At 64.7% G+C, this 22,130-nt stretch carries 24 protein-coding genes; 7 read left to right on the top strand and 17 right to left on the bottom strand.

What is annotated here, in order from left to right; translation table 11 throughout:
* The first annotated feature begins 29 nt into the window (after window positions 1-29).
* Window positions 30-395, top strand: a complete 366-nt coding sequence (locus DSM43276_RS14830) for a VOC family protein (protein WP_078331403.1) — start codon at window positions 30-32, stop codon at window positions 393-395.
* Here DSM43276_RS14830 and DSM43276_RS14835 read toward each other — a convergent pair.
* The 7 genes from DSM43276_RS14835 to DSM43276_RS14865 all read right to left on the bottom strand — a co-directional run bounded on the left by DSM43276_RS14835 (window position 392) and on the right by DSM43276_RS14865 (window position 8,039).
* Entirely contained in the window at window positions 392-2,209 is a 1,818-nt protein-coding gene (locus tag DSM43276_RS14835) for a penicillin-binding transpeptidase domain-containing protein (RefSeq protein ID WP_078331404.1), read from the bottom strand. The genes DSM43276_RS14830 and DSM43276_RS14835 overlap by 4 nt on opposite strands.
* 60 nt (window positions 2,210-2,269) lie before the next feature.
* Window positions 2,270-3,082: a GNAT family N-acetyltransferase gene (locus tag DSM43276_RS14840; RefSeq protein ID WP_078326780.1), complete on the bottom strand. Its 813-nt coding sequence runs from the start codon at window positions 3,080-3,082 to the stop codon at window positions 2,270-2,272.
* Between the two features lie 100 nt (window positions 3,083-3,182).
* Window positions 3,183-4,346 carry a flavodoxin-dependent (E)-4-hydroxy-3-methylbut-2-enyl-diphosphate synthase gene (ispG, locus tag DSM43276_RS14845; RefSeq protein WP_078326781.1) on the bottom strand — a complete coding sequence of 388 codons (1,164 nt, stop codon included), beginning with the start codon at window positions 4,344-4,346 and terminating at the stop codon, window positions 3,183-3,185.
* Between the two features lie 20 nt (window positions 4,347-4,366).
* Window positions 4,367-5,602, bottom strand: coding sequence for a M50 family metallopeptidase (locus DSM43276_RS14850; RefSeq protein WP_078331405.1), 1,236 nt, complete (start codon window positions 5,600-5,602; stop codon window positions 4,367-4,369).
* On the bottom strand, window positions 5,602-6,777 hold the full coding sequence (gene dxr / locus DSM43276_RS14855) for a 1-deoxy-D-xylulose-5-phosphate reductoisomerase (RefSeq protein ID WP_078331406.1): 1,176 nt from the start codon (window positions 6,775-6,777) through the stop codon (window positions 5,602-5,604). Before dxr ends, DSM43276_RS14850 begins: the two co-directional genes overlap by 1 nt.
* A 21-nt stretch (window positions 6,778-6,798) precedes the next feature.
* Window positions 6,799-7,551, bottom strand: coding sequence for a DUF4097 family beta strand repeat-containing protein (locus DSM43276_RS14860; protein ID WP_078331407.1), 753 nt, complete (start codon window positions 7,549-7,551; stop codon window positions 6,799-6,801).
* A 17-nt stretch (window positions 7,552-7,568) separates the two neighbouring features.
* Window positions 7,569-8,039, bottom strand: coding sequence for a toxin-antitoxin system HicB family antitoxin (locus DSM43276_RS14865; RefSeq protein WP_078331408.1), 471 nt, complete (start codon window positions 8,037-8,039; stop codon window positions 7,569-7,571).
* 145 nt (window positions 8,040-8,184) lie between these two features.
* Between DSM43276_RS14865 and DSM43276_RS14870 the strand changes: the two genes are divergently transcribed.
* Entirely contained in the window at window positions 8,185-8,445 is a 261-nt protein-coding gene (locus tag DSM43276_RS14870) for a DUF2631 domain-containing protein (protein WP_078287828.1), read from the top strand.
* On the opposite strand, the gene rlmN is transcribed toward DSM43276_RS14870, so the two are convergent.
* The gene (rlmN, locus tag DSM43276_RS14875; protein ID WP_078331409.1) at window positions 8,446-9,567 is read right to left on the bottom strand and encodes a dual-specificity RNA methyltransferase RlmN; all 1,122 of its coding nucleotides are present in this window, start codon (window positions 9,565-9,567) and stop codon (window positions 8,446-8,448) included. It abuts the gene before it with no gap.
* A 26-nt stretch (window positions 9,568-9,593) separates the two neighbouring features.
* Window positions 9,594-10,169 (bottom strand): helix-turn-helix domain-containing protein, encoded by a 576-nt coding sequence (locus tag DSM43276_RS14880; RefSeq protein WP_176134248.1) that lies wholly within the window; start codon window positions 10,167-10,169, stop codon window positions 9,594-9,596.
* A 100-nt stretch (window positions 10,170-10,269) separates the two neighbouring features.
* Between DSM43276_RS14880 and DSM43276_RS14885 the strand changes: the two genes are divergently transcribed.
* Complete coding sequence (locus DSM43276_RS14885) at window positions 10,270-11,220, top strand: NAD(P)/FAD-dependent oxidoreductase (protein WP_078331410.1); 951 nt, start codon at window positions 10,270-10,272, stop codon at window positions 11,218-11,220.
* The gene (locus tag DSM43276_RS14890) at window positions 11,213-11,866 is read left to right on the top strand and encodes a class I SAM-dependent methyltransferase (protein WP_078326788.1); all 654 of its coding nucleotides are present in this window, start codon (window positions 11,213-11,215) and stop codon (window positions 11,864-11,866) included. Before DSM43276_RS14885 ends, DSM43276_RS14890 begins: the two co-directional genes overlap by 8 nt.
* On the opposite strand, the gene DSM43276_RS14895 is transcribed toward DSM43276_RS14890, so the two are convergent.
* A complete protein-coding gene (locus DSM43276_RS14895) occupies window positions 11,863-12,729 on the bottom strand; it encodes a LysR family transcriptional regulator (protein WP_078331411.1) in 867 nt (288 codons plus the stop codon). The genes DSM43276_RS14890 and DSM43276_RS14895 overlap by 4 nt on opposite strands.
* A 157-nt stretch (window positions 12,730-12,886) precedes the next feature.
* Between DSM43276_RS14895 and DSM43276_RS14900 the strand changes: the two genes are divergently transcribed.
* Both DSM43276_RS14900 and DSM43276_RS14905 read left to right on the top strand, forming a co-directional pair.
* Window positions 12,887-13,831, top strand: coding sequence for a DMT family transporter (locus DSM43276_RS14900; RefSeq protein ID WP_420359331.1), 945 nt, complete (start codon window positions 12,887-12,889; stop codon window positions 13,829-13,831).
* A 9-nt stretch (window positions 13,832-13,840) separates the two neighbouring features.
* Window positions 13,841-14,545 carry a hypothetical protein gene (locus DSM43276_RS14905; RefSeq protein ID WP_078331441.1) on the top strand — a complete coding sequence of 235 codons (705 nt, stop codon included), beginning with the start codon at window positions 13,841-13,843 and terminating at the stop codon, window positions 14,543-14,545.
* Here DSM43276_RS14905 and DSM43276_RS14910 read toward each other — a convergent pair.
* Window positions 14,542-15,156 carry an ASCH domain-containing protein gene (locus DSM43276_RS14910; protein WP_078331422.1) on the bottom strand — a complete coding sequence of 205 codons (615 nt, stop codon included), beginning with the start codon at window positions 15,154-15,156 and terminating at the stop codon, window positions 14,542-14,544. The genes DSM43276_RS14905 and DSM43276_RS14910 overlap by 4 nt on opposite strands.
* Window positions 15,156-15,893: a dienelactone hydrolase family protein gene (locus tag DSM43276_RS14915; RefSeq protein WP_078331423.1), complete on the bottom strand. Its 738-nt coding sequence runs from the start codon at window positions 15,891-15,893 to the stop codon at window positions 15,156-15,158. The genes DSM43276_RS14910 and DSM43276_RS14915 overlap by 1 nt, the downstream gene beginning before the upstream one ends.
* Window positions 15,894-15,964: 71 nt before the next feature.
* Between DSM43276_RS14915 and DSM43276_RS14920 the strand changes: the two genes are divergently transcribed.
* Window positions 15,965-16,801 (top strand): DUF6159 family protein, encoded by an 837-nt coding sequence (locus DSM43276_RS14920; RefSeq protein WP_078331424.1) that lies wholly within the window; start codon window positions 15,965-15,967, stop codon window positions 16,799-16,801.
* 46 nt (window positions 16,802-16,847) lie between these two features.
* Here the strand turns inward: DSM43276_RS14920 and DSM43276_RS14925 are convergent, their stop codons facing one another.
* From DSM43276_RS14925 to pnuC, 5 genes are all read right to left on the bottom strand, one after another.
* Entirely contained in the window at window positions 16,848-17,717 is an 870-nt protein-coding gene (locus DSM43276_RS14925; protein WP_078331425.1) for a phosphatidate cytidylyltransferase, read from the bottom strand.
* A 20-nt stretch (window positions 17,718-17,737) separates the two neighbouring features.
* Complete coding sequence (gene frr / locus DSM43276_RS14930; protein WP_078311086.1) at window positions 17,738-18,295, bottom strand: ribosome recycling factor; 558 nt, start codon at window positions 18,293-18,295, stop codon at window positions 17,738-17,740.
* A 13-nt stretch (window positions 18,296-18,308) separates the two neighbouring features.
* Window positions 18,309-19,034 carry a UMP kinase gene (gene pyrH / locus DSM43276_RS14935; RefSeq protein ID WP_030094003.1) on the bottom strand — a complete coding sequence of 242 codons (726 nt, stop codon included), beginning with the start codon at window positions 19,032-19,034 and terminating at the stop codon, window positions 18,309-18,311.
* Between the two features lie 121 nt (window positions 19,035-19,155).
* Window positions 19,156-21,402, bottom strand: a complete 2,247-nt coding sequence (gene helR / locus DSM43276_RS14940; protein ID WP_078331426.1) for an RNA polymerase recycling motor ATPase HelR — start codon at window positions 21,400-21,402, stop codon at window positions 19,156-19,158.
* Between the two features lie 136 nt (window positions 21,403-21,538).
* The gene (gene pnuC, locus DSM43276_RS14945; RefSeq protein WP_078326796.1) at window positions 21,539-22,117 is read right to left on the bottom strand and encodes a nicotinamide riboside transporter PnuC; all 579 of its coding nucleotides are present in this window, start codon (window positions 22,115-22,117) and stop codon (window positions 21,539-21,541) included.
* Window positions 22,118-22,130 lie beyond the last annotated feature (13 nt).

Raw genomic sequence — 22,130 nt, forward strand, 5'->3', positions numbered from 1 at the left:
CGTTAGCGACAGCGCGCACAATCGGCTTCATGGGCATGTCCGCCGGACTCACACTAGAAGCGATTGTGATCGACTGCCATGATGCAGCCACATTGGGCCGCTGGTGGGCCGACGCGCTGGAATGGCCGTACTCCATCGATCACGACGGAGACGTCGAGGTCTTCCAGCCCGACCGCCACCCACCCTCATTGTTCTTCCTGGCCAACCCCGATCCGAAGGTGGCCAAGAACCGATTGCACCTGGACTTTCGGGGTGACGACCAGCACGCCGTAGTGGATCGGTTTCTCGCGCACGGCGCTACCACGGTTGATATCGGTCAGGGCGATTCGAGCTGGATCGTGCTCGCCGATCCCGAGGGCAACGAGTTCTGCGTGCTGGCGTCGAGTCCCGGCTAGGCCAGGTAATCCGGCGGTAGCGACTGGAACATGACCCGGGTGGCGCGCACCGCGGCTTCTGAGCCGCCGCCCCCGACGATCAGTGTGGCGAACGCCATATCACCGCGATATCCGGCAAACCAGGCGTGTGATCCGCCCGGGAACTCGGCCTCACCGGTCTTTCCATAGACCGAGCCCTCGCCCTTGAGATCCATCGCGGTACCGCTGAGCACGGTCTCGCGCATCATCCCGCGCAGCCCGTCGATCATTGTCGGGGTCACCGCCGGCCGCTCACCGGTTATTCCCGTGGTCTGACCCGAAATCAGCTGCGGTACAGGCGTTTTACCGTTGGCCACAGTGGCCGCGGCCAGCGCCATACCGAACGGCGTGACCAGCACCTTGCCCTGACCGAAACCGTCCTCGGTGCGTTCAGCCAGATTGACCGTGGGCGGGACATCTCCGGAGATGGTGGGGATGCCCGCAACGTCATAGTCGGGGCCGATGCCGAATTGCGAAGCGGCAACGGTCAAACCGTCCAATGGCATCTCGCTGGCGAGTTTGGCGAAGGTGGTGTTACACGAGTTCGCGAAGGCGCGCCACATGGGCACCGTGCCGAGATCGAACTCGTTGTAGTTGGGGATGCTGCGATCTCCGATGGTGACTCGCTTCGGGCAGCCCAGCATGGTGTCGGGGGTCGCCATCCCGCGCTCGAGTGCGGCACCCGCGGTGATGATCTTGAATGTCGATCCGGGCGGGAACAGCCCCGTGGTGGCCAGCGGTCCATCTGCGTTGGCGGCGGCGTTCTGCGCGACCGCCAAGATCTCCCCCGTCGACGGCTTGATCACCACCATCATGGCCTTCTGGCCGCGCGTGTTGACAGCGTTCTGCGCGGCGTTCTGCACGGCACGGTCCAAGCTGATCGTCTTCGACGGCGCCGGAGTGGGTTTCACCTCATTGAGCACCGCGGTGTCAACACCGTTCTGATTGACACTGACCACTCGCCAGCCGGCCTCGCCGTCCAACTCGTCGAGCACTGCCTTCTTGACTTGCGCGACGATGTCGGGCGCAAAGGTGTCATCGGTGGGCAGAATGTCGGCGATCGGTGTCATCACAACGCCCGGTCGCAATGCTCCCGGCCGGGTCTCCAGCGCGATGGACACTTTGTCCCAATCGTCCTTGCGCAACGTGATGATGTTCATCGGCGAGGTTTGCGCGCTCGCCTGCTCGGCGAGGGACGCGGCGTTCATCTGGTCGTCGTAGGGCCGAATGGCATCGGCCAGCGCGGTGGCGGTGCTCATCAGCGATTTACCGGCCTGCGACGCGTCAAAGGAAATCTTGTACAGGTTGGCCGGTGCCAGTACGGTCGTACCGCCCGCCTCGTTGACTGTTGCCCGCTTGGCCGGATCGGTGCGCAACGAGAGCGATTGGCGTTCACCAAGTTTGGGATGCAGATCACTCGGGGCCCACCGGACCTGCCAGCTGCCGCCGGTGCGCAGCATTTCCAGGCGCCCGCTATAGGTCCAGGTGCGCTTCTTGGGCAGTTGCCAGACATACGTCGCGTCGGCGCTGCCGGTGTCCTGGGTGTATTGAGATCCGTTCACGGCGGCCTTGAACGACGCCGCCTGCAGGCCCGAGAACGCTTGATCCAGACCCACTTTCGCGCCATCGGGGTCGTCGGTGAGCTTCGCGGCAGTGGCGGTGTCGCCGCTGGCCAGTGCCTCGAAAAACTTCTCTGCCACCGGCGCCGGCCCATCGGGGCGCGGAGTGCACGCAACCGCCCCGGCCACCAGCAGCGCGGTGCCGAACAAGGGCAGGGACCAAACACGTCTGAACATCGGCTCGATGCTAAGACCGTGAGCCCGCAAAACCCGGCAGGCACACGGGCGTACCGGGGACTAGCTAACGAGAACCGTCGCGAATGTGCCGATACGGGTGAATCCCGCCCTGGCATAGGACGCGCGGGCCACCTCGTTGAAGCCGTTCACGTACAGGCTGGGGATGCGCCCGCTGCGATGAACCGCCGCCGCCACAGCGGCCACGCCCGCGGTGCCGAGCCCGCGGCCACGGAACTCTGGGTCAACCCACACACCCTGAATCTGGCTGACGGACAGCGATTGCGATCCGATCTCGGCCTTGAAGATGACCCGCCCATCCTCGAAACGTGCCCACGCCCTGCCTGCTTCGATGAGACCGGCCACCCGCCGTCGGTATCCGCGGCCTCCGTCACCGTTACGCGGGTCGACGCCCATCTCACCGATGAACATCTGGATCGACGCGTTCAAATACTGGTCGAGCTCCTCGGCACGCACCTGCCGCACCGCGGGGTCAACGGCACATGTGGGCGCATCAAGCATCGCCAGCAGCGGCTGGCAGGCGCGAACCTCGCGCGCGGGGCCCCAGACCGGATCGAGATGGCACCACATGTCGAGAACCACATCAGCCGGACCGACCAGGGAAGGGCAGATCCGGTGCTGCTCGATCGCACGTTCGGCGAACAGCCGAGTGGCCTCGGGCCCGCCCGCCAACGGAATGATCGTGGTCCCGACGAAGCACAGGGAGTCGGCCAACGCTCCCGCCGACCAGATCTCGCCGCCGATGGCCGTGGGATCGGCACCGCGGGCCTCCACGCGAGCGGCGAGCATGCAGGATGCCACCGGGTCTACGTCCAGGACAGCGCGTACCGCCTCGGTATCCGATAACCCGAGCACACGAACGGCGTCAGACGACGATGCTCCGGGCGCTCCAGGCGCCGGCAGTGTTGTCGTCATCGGCAATCGCTCCCGTGTGTCCCGTTACGCCGAGCTTCGTTCAGCTTACGGTGACGACCGGCTGGCCTGTAGGAGTTCCGTCGGTTCCGATCTCCGTGCCCATCTCTTCAGCCAACCGCATGGCCTCGTCGATGAGCGTCTCCACGATCAGCGCCTCCGGCACGGTCTTGATGACCTCGCCCTTCACGAAGATCTGCCCCTTGCCGTTGCCGGATGCCACGCCCAGGTCGGCCTCACGGGCCTCCCCCGGCCCATTGACGACGCAGCCCATGACCGCGACACGCAGCGGTACGTCCAGGCCCTCCAAGCCTGCACTGACCGCGTTGGCCAGGGTGTAGACGTCTACCTGCGCACGACCGCAGGACGGGCAGGACACGATTTCCAGCCCACGAGGCCGCAGGTTGAGGGACTCCAGAATCTGGTTGCCGACCTTGACCTCCTCAACCGGCGGCGCAGAAAGGGATACCCGGATGGTGTCGCCTATGCCCTTGGACAACAGCGCCCCGAACGCCACGGCCGACTTGATGGTGCCCTGGAATGCTGGGCCCGCCTCGGTAACACCCAGGTGCAGCGGGTAATCACACTGCGAGGCCAGCAGTTCATAGGCGGCGACCATGATCACCGGGTCGTTGTGCTTGACGCTGATCTTGATGTCACCGAAGCCATGCTCCTCGAACAGGCCGGCCTCCCACAGCGCCGATTCGACGAGCGCTTCCGGCGTGGCCTTGCCGTACTTGCCCAGAATGCGCGGATCGAGCGAACCCGCGTTCACGCCGATGCGGATCGGTATCCCGGCCTCACCGGCGGCCTTGGCGACCTCCTTGACGCGGCCGTCGAACTCCTTGATGTTCCCCGGATTCACGCGCACCGCGGCGCAACCGGCGTCAATCGCGGCGAAGATGTACTTGGGCTGAAAATGGATATCGGCGATCACCGGGATCTTGCTCTTGCGGGCGATCTCGGCGAGCGCGTCGGCGTCCTCCTGTCGCGGGCAGGCGACACGCACCATGTCACAGCCGGAGGTGGTCAGCTCGGCGATCTGCTGCAGGGTCGAGTTCACGTCGTGGGTCTTGGTGGTGCACATCGACTGCACCGAGACCAGCGAGTCGCTGCCCACCCCGACGTCTCCGACCATGAGCTGACGTGTCTTGCGCCGCGGCGACAGGGTCGGCGGCGGTGCACTCGGAATGCCCAGGCTGGTCATGTGATCCTCCGTTTGGATCGCTATTGAAAAAGTCTGATCGGATTGACGATGTCGGCGGTGATCGTCAGCAGCATGTAACCGACAACCACCACCAGGACGAGGTAGGTCGCCGGCATCAACTTCATGTAGTTGACGGGCGCGCCCGCTGTGAGGCCGCGCGCCGACCGGATCATGTTGCGGATCTTCTCGTAGGTAGCCACCGCGATGTGTCCACCATCAAAAGGCAACAGCGGCAGCAGGTTGATAGCGCCGAGCGCAAAGTTGAGCTGCGCCAACAGTATCCAGAACATGATCCACATGTCGTGCTCTACTGTCTCGCCACCCATGCGGCTCGCGCCGACGATGCTCATCGGAGTGTCCATCGCCCGCTCGCTGCCGGTGATTGAGTCCCACAGGGCACCGACCTTGGTGGGGATCTTCCCGATGGCCTTGACGGTTTCGACGGCGACGGTCCCGATGAGGTTCCCGGTGGCGGGGACCGCGGTCAGCGGGTTGTAGTGCTTCTGCGGCACATAGGTACCCAGTGAGGCACCGACGGCACCCACCGAAATGAGCTTGCCTGCCTTCTCATCCCAGCGCTGGGTCTCGGTGACGGTCACGAGCAGCGATTGCTGCTTACCGTCACGGACGATCTCGAACACCTGCGGACCGCGCAGCTCTCGAATGGCGGTAACCATGTCGCTGGATGTGCTGAGCGGCTTGCCTGCGACGGCGAGCACTTGGTCGCCCTCGCGCAGGCCCCCGAGCGCCGCCGGCCCCTCCCCGGTGCACAGCGCCATGTCCTTGGGATCCGCACTCTTTTGCGGTGCCACACAGCTCGTTTGCTTGATCTCCGGATGTGTAGGCGCGTTGTTGTCGGGCAGGCCCCAGAACAGGACGACGCCGTAGAAGACCACCATGCCGAGGAGGAAGTTCATGGCCGGTCCGGCGAACAGCACCGCGACACGCTTCCAGACCTTCTGCTTGTACATGGCGCGGTCGGATTCCTCGGGAGTGAGCGGTTCCACCGAGGTCATGCCCGCGATATCACAGAAGCCGCCCAACGGGACCGCCTTGAAGCCGTACTCGATGACGTCGTTTGCGCCGCGGTTGCTCTTACGTTTGGTCGACCACAGCGTCGGACCGAATCCCACGAAGTAGCGGCGCACCTTCATGCCGGTGGCCTGCGCCACCCACATGTGCCCGCACTCGTGCAACGCCACCGACACCAAGATCGCCAGCGCGAAGAGCGCGATTCCGATCACGTACGCAACCATCAGGTTCGATTTTCCTCCGCGGAGATGAATTGCGCAGCCTGCTGGTCAGCCCAGTTCTGCGCATCAAGTACATCGTCAACGGTAGCGGGTTCCGCAGAGGTTCCCTCCCATTGGCTTGCGGCATCGAGCACATCGGCAATTGTTCGCACGATGGACCTGAATCCGATACGTCCGTCCAGGAAGGCGGCGGCCGCGGTTTCGTTGGCGGCGTTGTAGACGGCGGTCATGCATCCCCCCGCTTCTCCGGCACTCCGGGCCAGGTCGACGGCGGGAAAAACCTGGGCATCCAGCGGCTCGAATTCCCAGGTAGAGGCGGTACTGAAGTCACAGGCCACGGCCGCGGCGGGCACCCGGTCCGGCCATCCCAGCGCCAGGGCGATGGGCAGTTTCATATCGGGTGGGCTGGCCTGTGCCAGCGTCGACCCATCGGTGAATGTCACCATCGAGTGCACGATCGACTGCGGGTGCACCACCACACCGATCTGCCGGTACGGCACATCGAACAGCAGGTGCGTCTCGATGAGTTCGAGCCCCTTGTTGACCAGGGAGGCCGAATTGAGGGTGTTCATCGGTCCCATCGACCAGGTCGGATGCGCACCGGCCTGGTCAGGGGTGACGTCCTGGAGCTGTTGTGCGGTCCAGCCCCGAAACGGCCCGCCCGACGCGGTCAGGATCAGTTGTGCCACCTCGCCGCGGGTCCCGCCCCGCAGACATTGCGCGAGCGCGGAATGTTCGGAGTCGACGGGGACGATCTGGCCGGGGGCGGCGGCCTTGGTGACCAGCGGTCCTCCGGCCACCAGGGACTCCTTGTTGGCCAGCGCCAGTCGTGCCCCTGTCTTCAGCGCGGCCAGGGTGGGACGCAGACCCAGGGCACCGACAAGCGCATTGAGCACCACGTCGGCCTCGGTGTTCTCCACCAGCTCGGTGACGGCACCTGGCCCGCTCAGTACGGGTATGCCGAGCCGTTGGGCGGCACTCACATCCGCCACCGCGACGTTGGTGACTCCGGTGTCGGCGATCTGCTGCCTCAGCAGGTCGATGTTCCCGCCGCCGGCCGCCAGGCCCACCACCTCAAAGCGATCGGGGTTGGCGGCGATGACCTCGAGCGCCTGGGTCCCGATGGACCCGGTGCTGCCCAGTAGCAGCACCCGACAGACCTCTGAACTACGTGTCACCTAGATATTGTGCGGCCTACGCTAGCCAGAGACTCCCACCGGACGGTGCAGTTCGACATCACCGGAGGCTGAGCGCACCTTCACGAGGAACTTCTCGTCCCCAGCCAACGGTCCTTCCACCGAGTCCAGCGAGTTGGTGACGACACCGCTGGCGGTGTCGATCTGTAGCCGGGCGGCGGTGCCCGCCGCGATACCGATGGAGGTATCACCGCTGGCGGTGTCAAAGATCAGTCCGCCAACGACCGCGGATCCTATGGTCACCGATCCCGAGGACGACGCGGCCTTGATGTTGCCGCGCAGTTCCTTCACGGCGAGCTCCCCGCGAGCGGTGTTGAAGCCGGCATCGCCGGCGAGCTCACGGATCGATACCCCACCCGAGGCGGTGTTCATCCGGGCATCCCCGGTAATGGTGTCGATCAACAAATCACCGCTTGCCGATTGGAACTGCACATCGCCGAACGCGCCGTCGGCGCGCACGTCGGCCGAGGCCACCGCGATGTCCAGGATCGACTGGGTGGGCAGCTCGATGACGATGTCGATGGTGCCGGTACGGAAGGTCAGCCCTTGCGAAGACAACACCGACAGCACGCCCTTGGAGAAGGTGACCTTGGCACGCTCGGCGGTCTTGACGTCCAACGCTTTGGCGGCATCACGTGGCCGGACATCCACGACGGTGTTGGTGCGCTGGCTCGCAACGATCTGAAGGGTGCCGCGGGCGAGTTCAACCTTGGCGGCGATGGGGTCGAGAGTTTCGAATTCCGGCAGAGCAGTCATAGTGTTCCCTTTCCTTGTTAGCGGACCCAGCCGCTGATGGTGCGACCTGTACTGAATGTTGTTGAACTGGAGGGCTTTGCGGCGGCAGAGGCCGCGGCGCGCACCAACCAGGCGTTGAGCGAGATCCCCTCGCTTCCGGCCGCGGCCTCGACGATGGCACGCAGGCTTTCCGGGAGTCGCAGTGTCACTCGCCAGGTGCCGGCACTCTCGTCGAACGCCACGGCGGGTTCGGCCTGCTGCTGATCCATCGGCCGGCTCACCACGAATTCCGGCTCGCGGCCACGCAGCCGCAGATCGACGGAAGCGGGTGCGAGCTCTCGGGTGATCTGCTCGGCCGCCGCCGACAGCGCGTCAAGCAGGGCGAGTCGGAACGCCGATTCCAACGGGGCAGTCAACCGATCGGCGAGCTCCTCGGCGTCCGGCCCTCCGGCGCGAGCGGCCACCACGAGTTCCTGACGCACCGCGTCGACATAGGGTTGCAAATCCATGGTGTCATGGTGACACCATTTCAGTGTCATAGCAAGTGTCATTTCCCGAGACTCCCCGCCGGGCGGGGGTGCCGCCTTCACCCAAGAGCGGGTGGGCGTGGCACACTATGGGCTGTAGTAGACGTCTGAGATTGGAGGGCTGGCGGTGGCCACGACTGAGGTTGTCAAGCACGACGGAGTCGACGTCGAGGACGTGCCGTCCGCAGCGTTCGGGCGCGGGCTCTCGGGCCAGAACCCCCGCATCTTCCACATCCTGGGCCTCGCCATCGCTGCCTTCTTGCTGCTGCTGCTCAAGGGCAATCACGCCGGCAAGGTTGAGGACATCTTCTGCGTCGGTTTCGCCGTCATCGTGCTGGCTTTCACCGTGAACGACTACCTCGGCCGCCGCTCGGGCCGCATCCGCTAGCTAGCGCTCGGACGCCGCCAATTGGCCGCATGCGGCGGCAATCTCCCGACCACGGGTATCACGCACCGTGCAGGAGACTCCCTGCTCGCGCACGCGACGCACAAACTCCCGCTCGACGGGCTTCGGGCTGGCATCCCATTGACTGCCCGGCGTCGGGTTCAGTGGAATCAGATTGACATGAACCAACTGGCCCAACGCTTTTCGCAGTTTCTTGGCCAGCAGGTCGGCACGCCACGGCTGGTCGTTCACATCGCGGATAAGCGCGTACTCAATGGACACCCGCCGTCCGGTGACATCGGCGAAGTAGCGCGCGGCATCGAGCACCTCGCCGATCGACCACCGGGTGTTGACCGGCACCAGGGTGTCGCGCAGCTCGTCATCCGGGCAGTGCAGCGACACCGCGAGCGTGACCCCCAACCCCTCGTCGGCAAGTTTGCGAATGGCCGGTGCCAGTCCCACGGTCGACACCGTGACACCGCGCTGCGATATGCCGAAACCGTCGGGGGGCGGCGCGGTGATCTTGCGCAGCACCGTGAGCACCCGGCTGTAGTTGGCCAGGGGCTCACCCATACCCATAAAGACGATGTTCGACAACCGGCCGGGCCCGCCCGGCAGCTCGCCGTCGCGCAATGATGCCGCGGCGTCACGGACCTGTTCCAAAATCTCGGCGGCCGACAGGTTGCGCGTGAGTCCGCCCTGACCGGTGGCGCAGAACGGGCAGGCCATACCGCACCCGGCCTGAGAAGAGATGCACAGTGTGTTGCGGTCCGAATAGCGCATGAGCACAGACTCGACGGTGCTGCCGTCATGTAAGCGCCACAAGGTCTTTCGAGTGTCGCCGGAATCACAGGCCACCTGGCGCAGCGGGTTGAGCAGTGGGGGAAACAGCTCCGCACCGACACCCTCGCGCGCACCCGCCGGCAGGTCCGTCATCGCCGCCGGGTCGCCCACCAGCCGTCCGTAGTACTGGTTCGCGATCTGCTTGGCACGAAACGCCGGAAGCCCCAGGGCCAACACAGCGTCACGACAATCGGCAGCGGTCATATCGGCCAGGTGGCGCGGCGGCATGGCCCGACGCGGAGCGTCGAACACCAGCGGTAGGGACCCTTTGTCAGCAGACATAACCCACTCAGTATCCCAGGCCCGCGCTAGTTCCCCGAACCAGAACGTGCCCGCACATGCATCCGCTCCCCTTGCGGGCCGAAAATATGCAACACCTCGACGGGCTTATCGGTCGGATTTCCGAACCAATGCGGGATATGCGTATCGAACTCGGCGGCCTCGCCGGCGGGCAGGATCAGGTCCAGCTCGCCGAGCAGCAAACGGACTTTCCCGGAAAGCACATACATCCACTCATAGCCGTCATGGACCTTCAGGTTCGGTTCCCCCTTCGGCGAATGCGGCGGGATGATCTGCTTGTAGCACTGCACTCCGCCGGGTCGCCGTGACAGCGGCAGGTACACCGATCCGTGCCGCGTGAACGGTTTGGGATGGATGCGCGGGTCCCCCGTGGCGGGCGCATTCACCAGCTCGTCGAGCGGCACCTGGTGTGCCTCGGCCAGAAGCAGAAGAAGCTCCAGGGTGGGTCGGCGCTGACCGGATTCCAGGCGAGACAACGTGCTTTCGGAAATACCCGTCGTCTCGGACAACTGCGCCAGGGTGACCTGACGATGCAGGCGCAAGGCCCGTAGCCGCGGCCCCAGGGCATCGAGCACGGCCTCCAACCGCTGATTCTGATCGTCCATACCGACCATAGTGACAACCAAATTGCTACTTTGGCAAGAAAGCTTGCGCTTTTCGCAGGGTCGCCCCAATAGTGGTGTCATGAACAAACTCTGGGATGTAGCCATCATCGGTGGCGGTGCCGCGGGCCTATCGGCGGCGATCACCCTCTCTCGATCTCGGCGGTCGGTCGTCGTCATAGACGATCACCACCCGCGTAACGCGCCGGCGGATCGGGTTCACAACTACCTCGGGCGCGAGTCGACGCCTCCGGCCGAGCTGTTCGGCATCGGGCGCGGTGAAGCCGCGCACTACGGCGCGACCTTCCGTGACGCGCGTGTCACGTCGGTAACTCACGCGGACAAGCATTTCGACGTGGCGGTCGATGTGCCAGACAGCACGACCTCGACGATTCATGCCCGCCGGGTCCTGGTGGCCACGGGAGCAGTGGATGAACTACCCGACGTCGAGGGACTGGCGGAGCGCTGGGGCCGTGACGTGCTGCACTGTGCCTACTGCCACGGTTGGGAAGTGCGCGATCGCACCATTGTGGTGCTAGGCACCGGCCCCCTGGCTGTGCACCATGCCCTCATCTTCCGTCAGCTCAGCGATAACGTCACCCTGGTGCGACACAACGATTTTCCGCTTTCACCCGATGATGCGGCACAGCTGGTCCGCCGGGACATCGGCGTCGTCGACGGACCGGTGACACGACTGCAGATCACCAAGGACGCACTGACCGGGGTGGAGCTGGAAACCGGCGCCACGGTGCCGTGTGATGCGTTGGTCGTCGCGACGGTGGTGTCGGCGCGCATCGACATGCTTGCGCCGTCGCGACTGACGGCGCAGGAGATGCGGCTCGGGGACCACCTACTGGGGACGTACCTGCCGGTCACCAGGGGTGCCACCGCAGTGCCGGGGATCTACGCCGCAGGGAACGTCACCGATATCAAGGCGCAGGTCATCACCGCGGCGGCGGCCGGAACCGAGGTCGCCGCCATCATCAACGCCGACCTCGCGGTCGCCGACGCTCAGGAGCTACAACATGTGTGATCACCACAACCCGCCCTCCGACGAGAAATCGTGGGATGAGTTCTACCGGTCGCACGACGCGCTATGGAGTGGCAATGCTAATCCGCAACTGGTGAAAGAGATTTCGACATTGCCGCCACGCACCGCACTCGATGCCGGTTGCGGCGAGGGCGGTGACGCGATTTGGCTGGCCCAGAAGGGTTGGCAGGTCACCGGAATGGATTTCGCGGAGACCGCCCTGCGCCGTGCCGCTGACAATGCCACCCGGGCAGACCCCGAGCTCGCCACCAGGATCACCTGGATGCAAGCCGACCTAACCGCCTGGCAGCCGAGTCGTCGATTCGATTTGGTGACATCACATTTCATGCATCTGCCGACAAAGCTTCGCGAGCCCGTGTTCACGGCACTGGCCGCAGCGGTGGCCCCGGGGGGCACCTTGCTGATCGTCGGGCACCATCCCTCGGACATGCAAGCGGCGATCGGGCGGCCGGACCTGCCCGACTGGTACTTCACCGCCGAGGATATCGCCGATGCCCTCGACCCGAACCAGTGGAACGTCGTCGTCGCCGAGTCGCGCAATCGCACCTTCACGCGGGACGACGAAGAGTTCGATATCGCCGATACGGTGCTGCGTGCCGAGCGCAAGCCAGCCGGGGAATCTACCTAGGCGATAGCCGCGGATTCTCCCGAAAGAGATTCGCGCGCAGCCCCTTCCACGGCCGCATACACAGCGGGGTCGAGCCCGCGGCGACCGACGACCGATAGCGTCGCCAGGTTCGCCGCGGGCATGGACTCCACCGGAGCGATGCCGTCGGGCAGCCACCCGATGATGGGCAGCAGCGCCATTCCCAGACCCGATCGCAAGCCCGCGTACAGCCCCGACAAATCCGGCGATTCACCGACAATCTGGTACTGACGGCCCAGTGTGTGCAGCGCGCTGAACATGGGTGAGCGCAAGGTACACGGTTCGGTGAAGGTCATGACCTGCAGAGGCTCAGCGGAACTCGCCTTGTAGCCACGGGCCGCCACCCACTGCAGGCGAACCGTGCCCACCGCGTTGGCACGATCCAGGCCCGACCCGTCGAGAATGACGGCCAGGTCCATGCTCCCCCGATCGACGGATTCGGCGAGATAGACATTGCGATCGAACCGCACCCGTACCGACCAATCCGGGAGATGACTACGCAGTGCCGTGGTGATGCTCGGCAGTATCAAGTCCGCGCCATGCTCGGTGACCCCGAGAATCACCATGCGCTCCTGGCCGGCCACCAGATCGTCTACCGCGTCATCATGCGCGGCGAGGATGCGCCGGGCATGCGCCAGCAGCTGCGCACCCTTATCGGTGAACACCACGCCGCGCCCCGCACGCCGGACCACCGGCTCCCCGATCGCGACCTCGAGCTTGCGCACATGTTGACTCACCGCGGATTGGGTCAGATGCAGCACGGCCGCGGCCCGATGGAATCCCCCGCAGTCCGCGACCGCGACCAGTGACCGCAGCGGCGCGATATCGAGCGTCGAACTCGCCATATCGCCACCGTAGTCCGATCACAATATTTGATCAATATTTCCTCAGGTGCGCGTGAGGCACTGTGCTGGCACGCACTTTGAACATCAATCGATCACGATTACTGATTGATTCTGATCAGTAATTATCGTTGGACATCAACTGCCCGGACCGGCAACGATGGCTGTCATGCAGAAGATGCCGGCGTCGTATGCGGTCGCACTGACATTTCTGTACGCACTCGGGTACCCGATTGGCGCGCTCTCGGTATCGGCCATGACACCCATGCTGGTCCTGGTCGCCCGGTTCACCCTCGCCGGAGCAATCCTTGCCATCTGGGCGCTCTTCGCGAAGGCCGCCTGGCCGACGGGCCGCAAGCTCGGCCACGTCATCGTTACCGGGCTGCTGATGCAGGCCGTGCAGTTCTGCGCGCTGTACGAGGCGCTCGAACACGGGGCTCCTGCCGTCCTGGGCGCCGTCGTCATCTCCATGAATCCCGTGGTCACTGCCGTGTTGGCTGCCCTGTTCCTGAATGAACGCCTCAATGGTTGGCGGATTGTCGCCCTTGGCCTGGGAGTGCTGGCGGTGTTGGCCGCATGCGCCAATCGACTGCTCGCCACGGGCGGTATTGACACCGTGCTGGTGCTGCTTCTGGTCGCGTTGTTGGGCCTGGCCGCGGGCGGGGTGTATCAGCAGCGCTTCTGTGCCGATGTCGACTTCCGGGTCAACAGCGCCATCCAGAATCTCGCCGGGCTGCTGCCCGCCGGGGCGTTGGCGTTACTGACGCCCAGTGCCGTGCACGACCCCTGGAAGGCCGCGGGAGCCGTCGCGGCGGTGGTGCTGTTCAACGCCACCCTGTGCACCTCGCTCTATGTTCGGTCGGTCAGCACGTTCGGCGCGGCAGCAGTGGCCATGCTGTTCTGCGTCATCCCCGCGGTGGCGGGGCTGTTGTCCTGGATCCTGCTGGGCCAGCGCGTGGATATCGGCATGGGAATCGGCTTGGTGATCGGCGCGCTGGCCTGCTGGCTCAACGCGCGGGCAAGCCGACCCGCTCAGGCTCGCGAGAAGTCCGCAATCGAGGTGGTGGCCGCCGCGCCTACCCATCAGCCGGTGGCGGCCAGCTAGCCTGGCTGCATGCGTGCCCTGTTGCTCGGTGGTCTGACCATGCTGGGAGCGCTGCTCCTGGTCACCGGATGCTCGAAGGGAGCATCGGTCTCTCCGACCACTCCCTCATCGAGTACTCCGCCATCAAGCAGCACCACAAGCAAGGCTCCCGCCTCGACCACCACCAAGACTCCCATCGAACTGCCAGAGCCCGCCGCCGGTGCGCCATACGACGCTGTGGCGCAGTGGATTTCCCAGGGAGCCCCGGTGGACGCCGCCAACTTTCACTCGGCCACCAGCCAGGACGGACAGAAGACCGACCTCGGTGGCAATGTCGCGTTCAAGACTCCGTCGGGCAAGACGCGATGCATGACGAGCAATATCGAGCCGGATACGCTGTCTTGCCTGGTCAACCTCGCAAATCCGCCGAAACGGCCCGCCGATACCGAGGGCAACTGGGTCGGCGGATGGACCGATTTCACTGGCCACCAGGTCACGGTGGGCGGATTGCACGGCGACCCGGGCCCGTTCCAGAGCGGTGACGGAAACCCGCTGGACTACGGCGGCCGCCTGACGTTCGGAGATTTCGGTTGCCGCAGTGAGACGTCCGGATTGTTCTGCGAGAACACCAAGACACGATCCGCCATTCGGATCAGCGACGCCGGGATTGAACCATTCGGTTGCCTGAAAGAGGTCACCCCGACCGACGGCAGTGGTCGGGAATTCAGCTGCTAGTCCAGTACACGGGCTAGATACTCCGCACCGCGTGGCGAGAGCCGGTAGCCCACCGGCAGGCTCAGGGTCAGACCCAAGTTCTTGAGCTTGCGCACGTGCACCTTGAACGTCGCCACATCGGCCCAACACGAACAGGATTCGAGGTCTTTGGCCCGCACCTCCGGGCGCCGGGCTATCTCCCGCAGCACCTCACGGGTCCAGGGGCCCGCCGTGGCGCTGCGGTCCATCCGATCCAGTCGCGCGTCGATATCGGCAAGGTCGTCGGCCGAGAGCACCGCCGACGAGGCCAGCGCCGCACGTGGATCGGCCATCGCGATCTTGCGAAATACCAAGCGGTACAACGGGTCGGCTCCGCTCGCACCGACATCGCTTCGCGCCGCCGCAGCCGAGGGATACCCGGCCAATAGGGCGTCGGCATCGTCGATATCCCGTGCGGTGATCTCGTCGATGGCATCAACCTCGATGAAATCGAATTCGGTCATGGAACGAATGCGGTCCGAGCCGACACGGTAGCGGCCACCCACCTTCACCTGCGGGCGCTTCCAGCGCCGGTAGGCCACCGAGATGGTGCCGTCGTGGATTCCGGCCCGCAGCCTCGGCTCGAAGAGCATTAGATGCCCAGGTGCGAACCGTAGAGCTCTTCGAGGGCTCGCCAGTGGCGCTCGGCCGCCGCCTTCTCGTAGGTGGCGTTGTCGGTGACTGCGAACCCGTGCTTGGCGGGATATGTCTCGATGGTGTGCCGCACCCCGGCATCGGTCAGCACCTGCGCCAGCAGCTGCTCCTGCGCGGGCGGGAAGGATGCGTCCTCTTCCGCGGCGGCGACCAGCACGACGCCGGTGATCATGTCGGCGATGTGGTGTGGACTGTTGGGATCGTCGGCGTTGGCGAGATTGCCGCCGTGAAATGACGCCACCGCACCCACTCTGGGCGCGCGAGTCGCCGCTACCCGTAACGAGATCCGCCCTCCCATGCAATAGCCGGTCAGGCCCACCGTGTCGCCCGTCACCTCGGGCTGTTGGGCGAGGAACTCCAGGAAGGCACTCGCATCGGCATCGATCCGGGCAGGGGTAAGCGTCCCCATCGTCGCGAAGAGACGGCCGCGCTCTTCCGGGTCTGCAAATGCTGTCGCCAGATCGAATGGCTGCCAATCACCTTCGCGGTAGTAGACATCGGGCACCAGGGCCACGTATCCCAACGCCGCGAGCCGGTCCCCCATCTCCCGCATGACCTCACGGGCACCGCCGGCGTCGGGGTAGACAATGACGGCGGATCCGGGCTTGTCCGGAACGTGCAGGGTTGCGGGGCATTGCCCGTCGGGCGTGGGGATCTGAACATCGCGGCGAGACATGTTTCCATCAAACCAGCCACCAGGCTGAGCAACTAGCGCACTGATATCTTGGGCCTCACTATCATCCGTCAATGACCAGGGGGAATCTGATGGCCTTCGCCAGCACGCTGTCCACATCGTGGCAAATCTTCAAGACGTCCGCAAAGGTGCTCAGCTCCCGCAAGGAACTCGTCGTTTTCCCGATCCTGTCCGGGCTTACCGCATTGCTCGTGCTGATCGGGATGATCACCCTCGGAGTCCTGCTCCTGCCCGCGACGACCGGAGATTCGGTACCGCCGCTCTTTTACCCTGTCTTCACCCTCGGGTACTTCGTGCTGATGTACATCACGACCTTCTGGCAGGCGGCGCTCATTTCGCAGGCGAACATCGCGTTGGAGGGTGGAGATCCGAGCGTGGCCGCGGGCATCTCGACGGCGGCCCAGCACGGCGGTCGTCTCCTGCCCTGGGTTCTCATCACCGGCGTCGTCTCCTGGATCATCAGCGCCATCGAGGAGCGGGTGCCGTTCGTCGGGCGATTGCTCGACGTCGCGTGGCGTGTGGTCTCTTTCCAGGTGCTGCCCACGATCGTGCTGGAGAACCTCGGTGCCATCGACGCCATCAAGAAGACCAAGGAAACACTCAAGAACGCCTGGGGCCAGAACGTCGTCGGCGTTGTGGGGCTGAGCTTCTTCACCGCAATGTTGACGCTGCCCGGAGTCGGATTGGTCTACCTGGGGATCGCGGCGAATGTGAGCGCTGTGACGGGTGTGTTCGCGGCGCTCGGTGTGCTGTGGATCCTGGCGGCGTCCATCATCGGGGCCGCGCTGACCGGGATTTTCCAGACCGCCCTGTATCGGTTCACGGTTGACGGCCAGGTGCCGGGACCGTTCGCCGGAGTGGACCTGCGTCAGGCACTCAAGACTCGCTAAACGTCGTCTTCACCCTCGTGCTGGTACCGACGTGCCAGCGCGCGGCCTAGATAAACAGGGTCAACACAATCCAGGTGGCGACGGCCGAGGGCAGCAGGGAATCGAGCCGGTCCATGATGCCGCCGTGTCCCGGCAGCAGAGTGCCCATGTCCTTGATACCCAAGTCGCGCTTGACCTGGGACTCGACCAAGTCGCCGAGCGTTCCGGTGAGGACAAGCATGATGCCCAGGGCAACACCGACGAATGGGTGATGCCCGAGCAGGAATGTCACCGCAAGGGTCGACGCGGTCGTCCCCACCAGTAGGGAGCCTGCCAAGCCCTCCCAGGATTTCTTGGGACTGATCGCGGGCGCCATCGGATGCTTGCCGAACAAGACGCCCGCCGCGTAACCGCCGATATCGGAGAATGTGACACCGAGCATCAGACAGAACACCTGCTCCGCACCGTTTTCCGGGTAGACCAGCAGCGCGCCGAACGACGCGAACAGCGGGATCCACGCGGCAACGAACACCGTGATGGCGACATCGCGCAAATAGTTCACCGGCTGCTCGTTCAAGCCGTGCCCAACCAGACGCCAGATCATGCAGACCACGACGGTGGCGCCAAACGCACCAAGCGCACCGGCGGTGCCCCACGGCCACGTCAGCCAGATCATCGCCTGCCCGCCCAAGAACAGCGGGATGAACGGCACCGAGATATCGGCCTGGCGCAGCCGCTTGGTCACCTCCCACATCGCGATCCCGAGGAAGACCGAGATGATCCCGACCCAGATCTCCTTCTGGTACAGCAGCGCGAAAATGATCATGGCGGCGAGGACAACGCCGACGCCGATGGCGGCAGGCAGGTTGCGTCCGGCTCGGGACTTCGCCCCCGAAGGGGGCGCGTCGGGCGCCGGAGCGGCGTCGGTATCTCCCATGGTCGTCATTACCGGGGCCCCTAGACCTCCAGTAACTCGCCTTCTTTGTGCTTCACCAACTCGTCGATCTGGGTCACGTACTGGGACGTGGTCTTGTCCAGATCCTTTTCCGCGCGGCCCACTTCGTCCTCACCGGCCTCGCCGTCCTTCTTGATCCGGTTGAGCTCGTCATTGGCTTTACGACGGATGCTGCGCAAGGTCACCTTGGCGTCCTCGCCCTTGCCCTTGGCCTGCTTGACGAGCTCACGGCGACGTTCCTCGGTGAGCTGCGGGACGGCGACGCGAATGATGCTGCCGTCATTGCTCGGGTTCAACCCCAGGTCCGAATTGCGAATCGCCTCCTCGATGGCCTTGAGCTGATTGGCCTCGTAGGGCTTGATGACCACCAGGCGGGCCTCGGGCACGTTGATGCCGGCAACCTGCGTGATGGGCGTGATTGTGCCGTAGTAGTCGATGACTACCCGCTGGAACATGCTCGGATTGGCACGCCCGGTGCGAATCGTCGCGAAGTCATCGCGGGCAACCGCCACGGCCTTTTCCATTTTCTCCTCGGCATCGAGAAGAACCTCGTCGATCACGATTGATCTCCCATCATGGTGTTACCAGCGTTCCGATCTTCTCACCTGCGACCGCCCTGGCGATATTGCCTTCGGTAAGCAGGTTGAACACCAGGATCGGCATCCGGTTGTCCATACACAGACTGAATGCGGTGGCATCGGCGACCTGCAAGCCACGGTCGATGACCTCGCGATGGGTAATCTCCGGCAGGAACTCGGCGTCGGGATTGGCGCGCGGATCATCGGTGAAGATGCCGTCGACCGCCTTGGCCATCAGCACCACCTCGGCGCCGATCTCCAGGGCCCGCTGCGCAGCGGTGGTGTCGGTGGAGAAGTACGGCAGTCCCATGCCGGCGCCAAAGATGACGACGCGCCCCTTCTCAAGATGCCTTCTGGCCCGCAACGGAATGTACGGCTCGGCCACCTGCCCCATGGTGATGGCGGTCTGCACGCGCGTGACAATGCCTTCCTTTTCCAGGAAGTCTTGGAGCGCAAGGCTGTTCATGACGGTGCCCAGCATGCCCATGTAGTCCGAGCGCGTCCGCTCCATGCCGCGCTGCTGCAGCTGCGCGCCGCGGAAGAAGTTGCCGCCGCCAATCACGACCGCGACCTCGGCACCGCTGCGGACCACCTCAGCAATCTGGCTGGCCACCCTGTGGACCACATCGGGGTCAAGACCGACAGCTCCCCCGCCGAACATCTCGCCGCCGAGCTTGAGCAGCACCCGCTTATATCCGGTGCGGCTCACATCGCGAGTCATCACGCCTCCTCGGTACGGGTTCGACAAAGCCGGTGCGCAAAACACAGCCATCGGGCCCACTGCTTCCGCTCTTCACGCAAGCGGCTCATCGTAAGGCCGCGACGGCGGTGTCTATCCTGCCCTATTGGGCGACGCTCGTTGGCACGACCCGGCGAACCGAGCCTGGGTCGGCTGTGGTTTCGGTGAGGCCGACGAGCGCGTGCGGCAAGGGCGCCACGTGCAGCACCCCGAGACGTTGGGTGGCTCGAGTGAGCGCCACATAGAGCTCGGCCGCACCTCGTGGGCCGTCGGCCAGGATCCGTTCCGGTGCCACCACCAGGACGGCGTCGAACTCCAGGCCCTTGGTCTCCGAAGCGGGCACCGTGCCCGGCACACCCGGCGGCCCGATCACCACACTCGTACCCTCCCGGGACTCCTCATCATGTGTGAATTCCTCAATGGCTTTGGGCAATTCGTCCTCGGCGAGATGCCTGGACCAGGGTAAGACGCCACATGAACGAACGGATTCGGGCGGCTGGGTACCCGGCGCGAACTCGGCCAGCAGCGCCGAGGCGACTGCCATGATCTCGGCGGGAGTGCGATAGTTCACCGACAACGGCCGGTACAGCCAGCGTCCGGGTACGTACTGCGACAGGATCGCGTCCCAGGAGGTGGCGCCGGCCACCGATCGGCGCTGAGCCAGATCCCCGACCACGGTGAACGAACGACTCGGGCAGCGGCGCATCAACACCCGCCAGTCCATTTCGGACAGTTCCTGCGCCTCGTCGATCACGATGTGCCCGTATGTCCAGTCCCGGTCGGCTGACGCACGTTCGACGAGGTCGCGGGTGTCGCGTTCGGTGAAGCGTTCCGCCAGGTCTTCAGCACCGAGTAGATCGGTGGCGAAGAGGTGGTCCTCGTCGTCCATCATGTCTTCGCGACCGGTCATCATGTCGAGTACACCGGAGGCGTACTCGGCCTCGGCCCTGCGTTCACGCTCGGCGGCGTCTTCCGCCGCCTTGTCGCGGCCCACCAGATCGATCAGCTCATCGAGCAGAGGTACGTCTGAGATCGTCCACGCGTCACCGGCGGCGCGTGCCAGCGCCGGATCCGCACCGGCAGCACGTAGCCGCTCTGGTGAGGTGTACAGCTCCGACAACAGCGTCTCCGGTGTCAGTGTCGGCCACAGGTCGTCGAGCGCGGCGGCGAATCCCTCGTGATCCCCGAGTTCGTCCAGCAGCTCCGCACGCAGGTGCTCCCAGGCCTTGCGGTCCTCACGCGTGAGCCACCCCTTGCCGATGCGCGGGATCGCCCGCTCGGTGAGCGCCCATGTCAGAACGTCGGTGAAGACAGTCCGCGCGTCGTTGTGCGGGAGTCTGCTCGCACGCGCCTCGTCGATCGCCCATTGCGCGATATCGGCATCGATGCGCACCGAGACATCGGTGAGCTGGATCCGTATTGGCTCCGCGGGGGTCCGCTGCCGATCGGCGACCGCCGCTGCGAGCACGTCGAGAATCTGCAACGAGCCCTTAAGCCGCGCCGCATCTGCGCCATCCTCTGCCGTGGCCTTCAGACCCGGCAACAGATCTCCCGCCGTCGTGAACACCACATTGGTCTCGCCCAGCGATGGCAGCACCCGCGAAATATGGCTCAGGAAGGCCGCATTCGGGCCGACAACCAACACGCCGTGGCGTTCCATGCGCTGGCGCTGGGTGTACAGCAGGTAAGCGACGCGGTGCAATGCCACAACGGTTTTGCCCGTACCAGGCCCGCCCTCGATGACTAGCACACCGGGATGATCGAGCCGAATGATCCGGTCTTGTTCGGCCTGGATGGTCGCCACGATGTCGCGCATTCCGTTGCCGCGCGGTGCGTTGACGGCCGCGAGTAGCGCCGCGTCACTCATGCTCCCGCGTTCACCGTCGTGGTCGTCGCTGTCCGGACGTCCGAGAAGCTCGTCGGCGAAGGCATCGACATGACGTCCCCGAGTCCGGAATTGACGTCGCCGTCGGGTGTTTTCCGGATTGGCCCCCGTCGCGGTGTAGAAAGCCTGCGCCACCGGAGCCCGCCAATCGATCAGCAGTGGCTCGTAGTCGTTCGTCTTGTCGAGCAGGCCAATGCGCCCGACGTAGCAGTGCTCACCCGTGAGGGCGTCCAACCGGCCGAAGCACAGCCCGTCATCGGCGACATCCAAGCGCTGTGCCTGCCGGGCCAACGCGCGCACCTCGTCATCTCGCTCGACCATCGCCGCGCCGTTCTGCTGATCGACCGGGCCGCGCAGGGCGCTGCGGTATCGCCCCTTGACGCGTGCACGTTCGGCGTCCAGCAGCTCGTAAAGTCCGGCGATGTACTCCCGCTCGGATTCCAGTTCTTCTTCATATGTCGTCAACCGGATGTTCCCCGTTTTCGTTCTAGTTCATGGCATCTGACATTCAGCCTGTGATATTCAGCCTGCGATTGTGCGGTATGACCGGGGTCTTGCCGCAAGCCCCCCTGTCCGATATATGTTGAAAGGGGCGGGTTATTCATATCGAGTGGGCGGCTGCCACCGTGCGCAGCTCTTTTCTCCAGCTCCACAGGCCGACAGCGGCCATGACGGTGAGGAACACGTAGAAGCCCGCCGTGAGATTGAGTCCCTTGAACAGGTAAACACCCACAGAAAACGCGTCGGTGACGATCCACAGGGCCCAATTCTCGATCCATTTCCGGTTCATCATGAATTGGGATACGACGCTGAACCCAGTGATTACCGAATCAAGCTGAGGGGCATTGGAATCGGTGAAGGTGACCAGGAATGCATAGAGCCCTGCCACCAGGACGGCCAAAGACACTGCCAACGGCAGCCACGCCCACGACGGCGTCCGCCGCACCGCGACGCCGTGCCGACTCTGACTCCCCCAGCGCCACAGATACCAACCCTGCACGGCCAGCGCGATAAACATGATCTGCAGGGCAGCATCGGCGTACAGGGTCTGCCGGGCGAAAACCACGATGTAGAACAGGGAGCTGACGATCGCTACCGGGAAGGTCCAAATATTCTGGCGGACAGCCAGGACGACGAACAGCACACCGGCCATGCTGCCGATTAGCTCAGTCCAGTCCACCGGAACAGGTTAG

The organism is Mycobacteroides salmoniphilum (genome assembly GCF_004924335.1).
Lineage (GTDB): Bacteria > Actinomycetota > Actinomycetes > Mycobacteriales > Mycobacteriaceae > Mycobacterium > Mycobacterium salmoniphilum.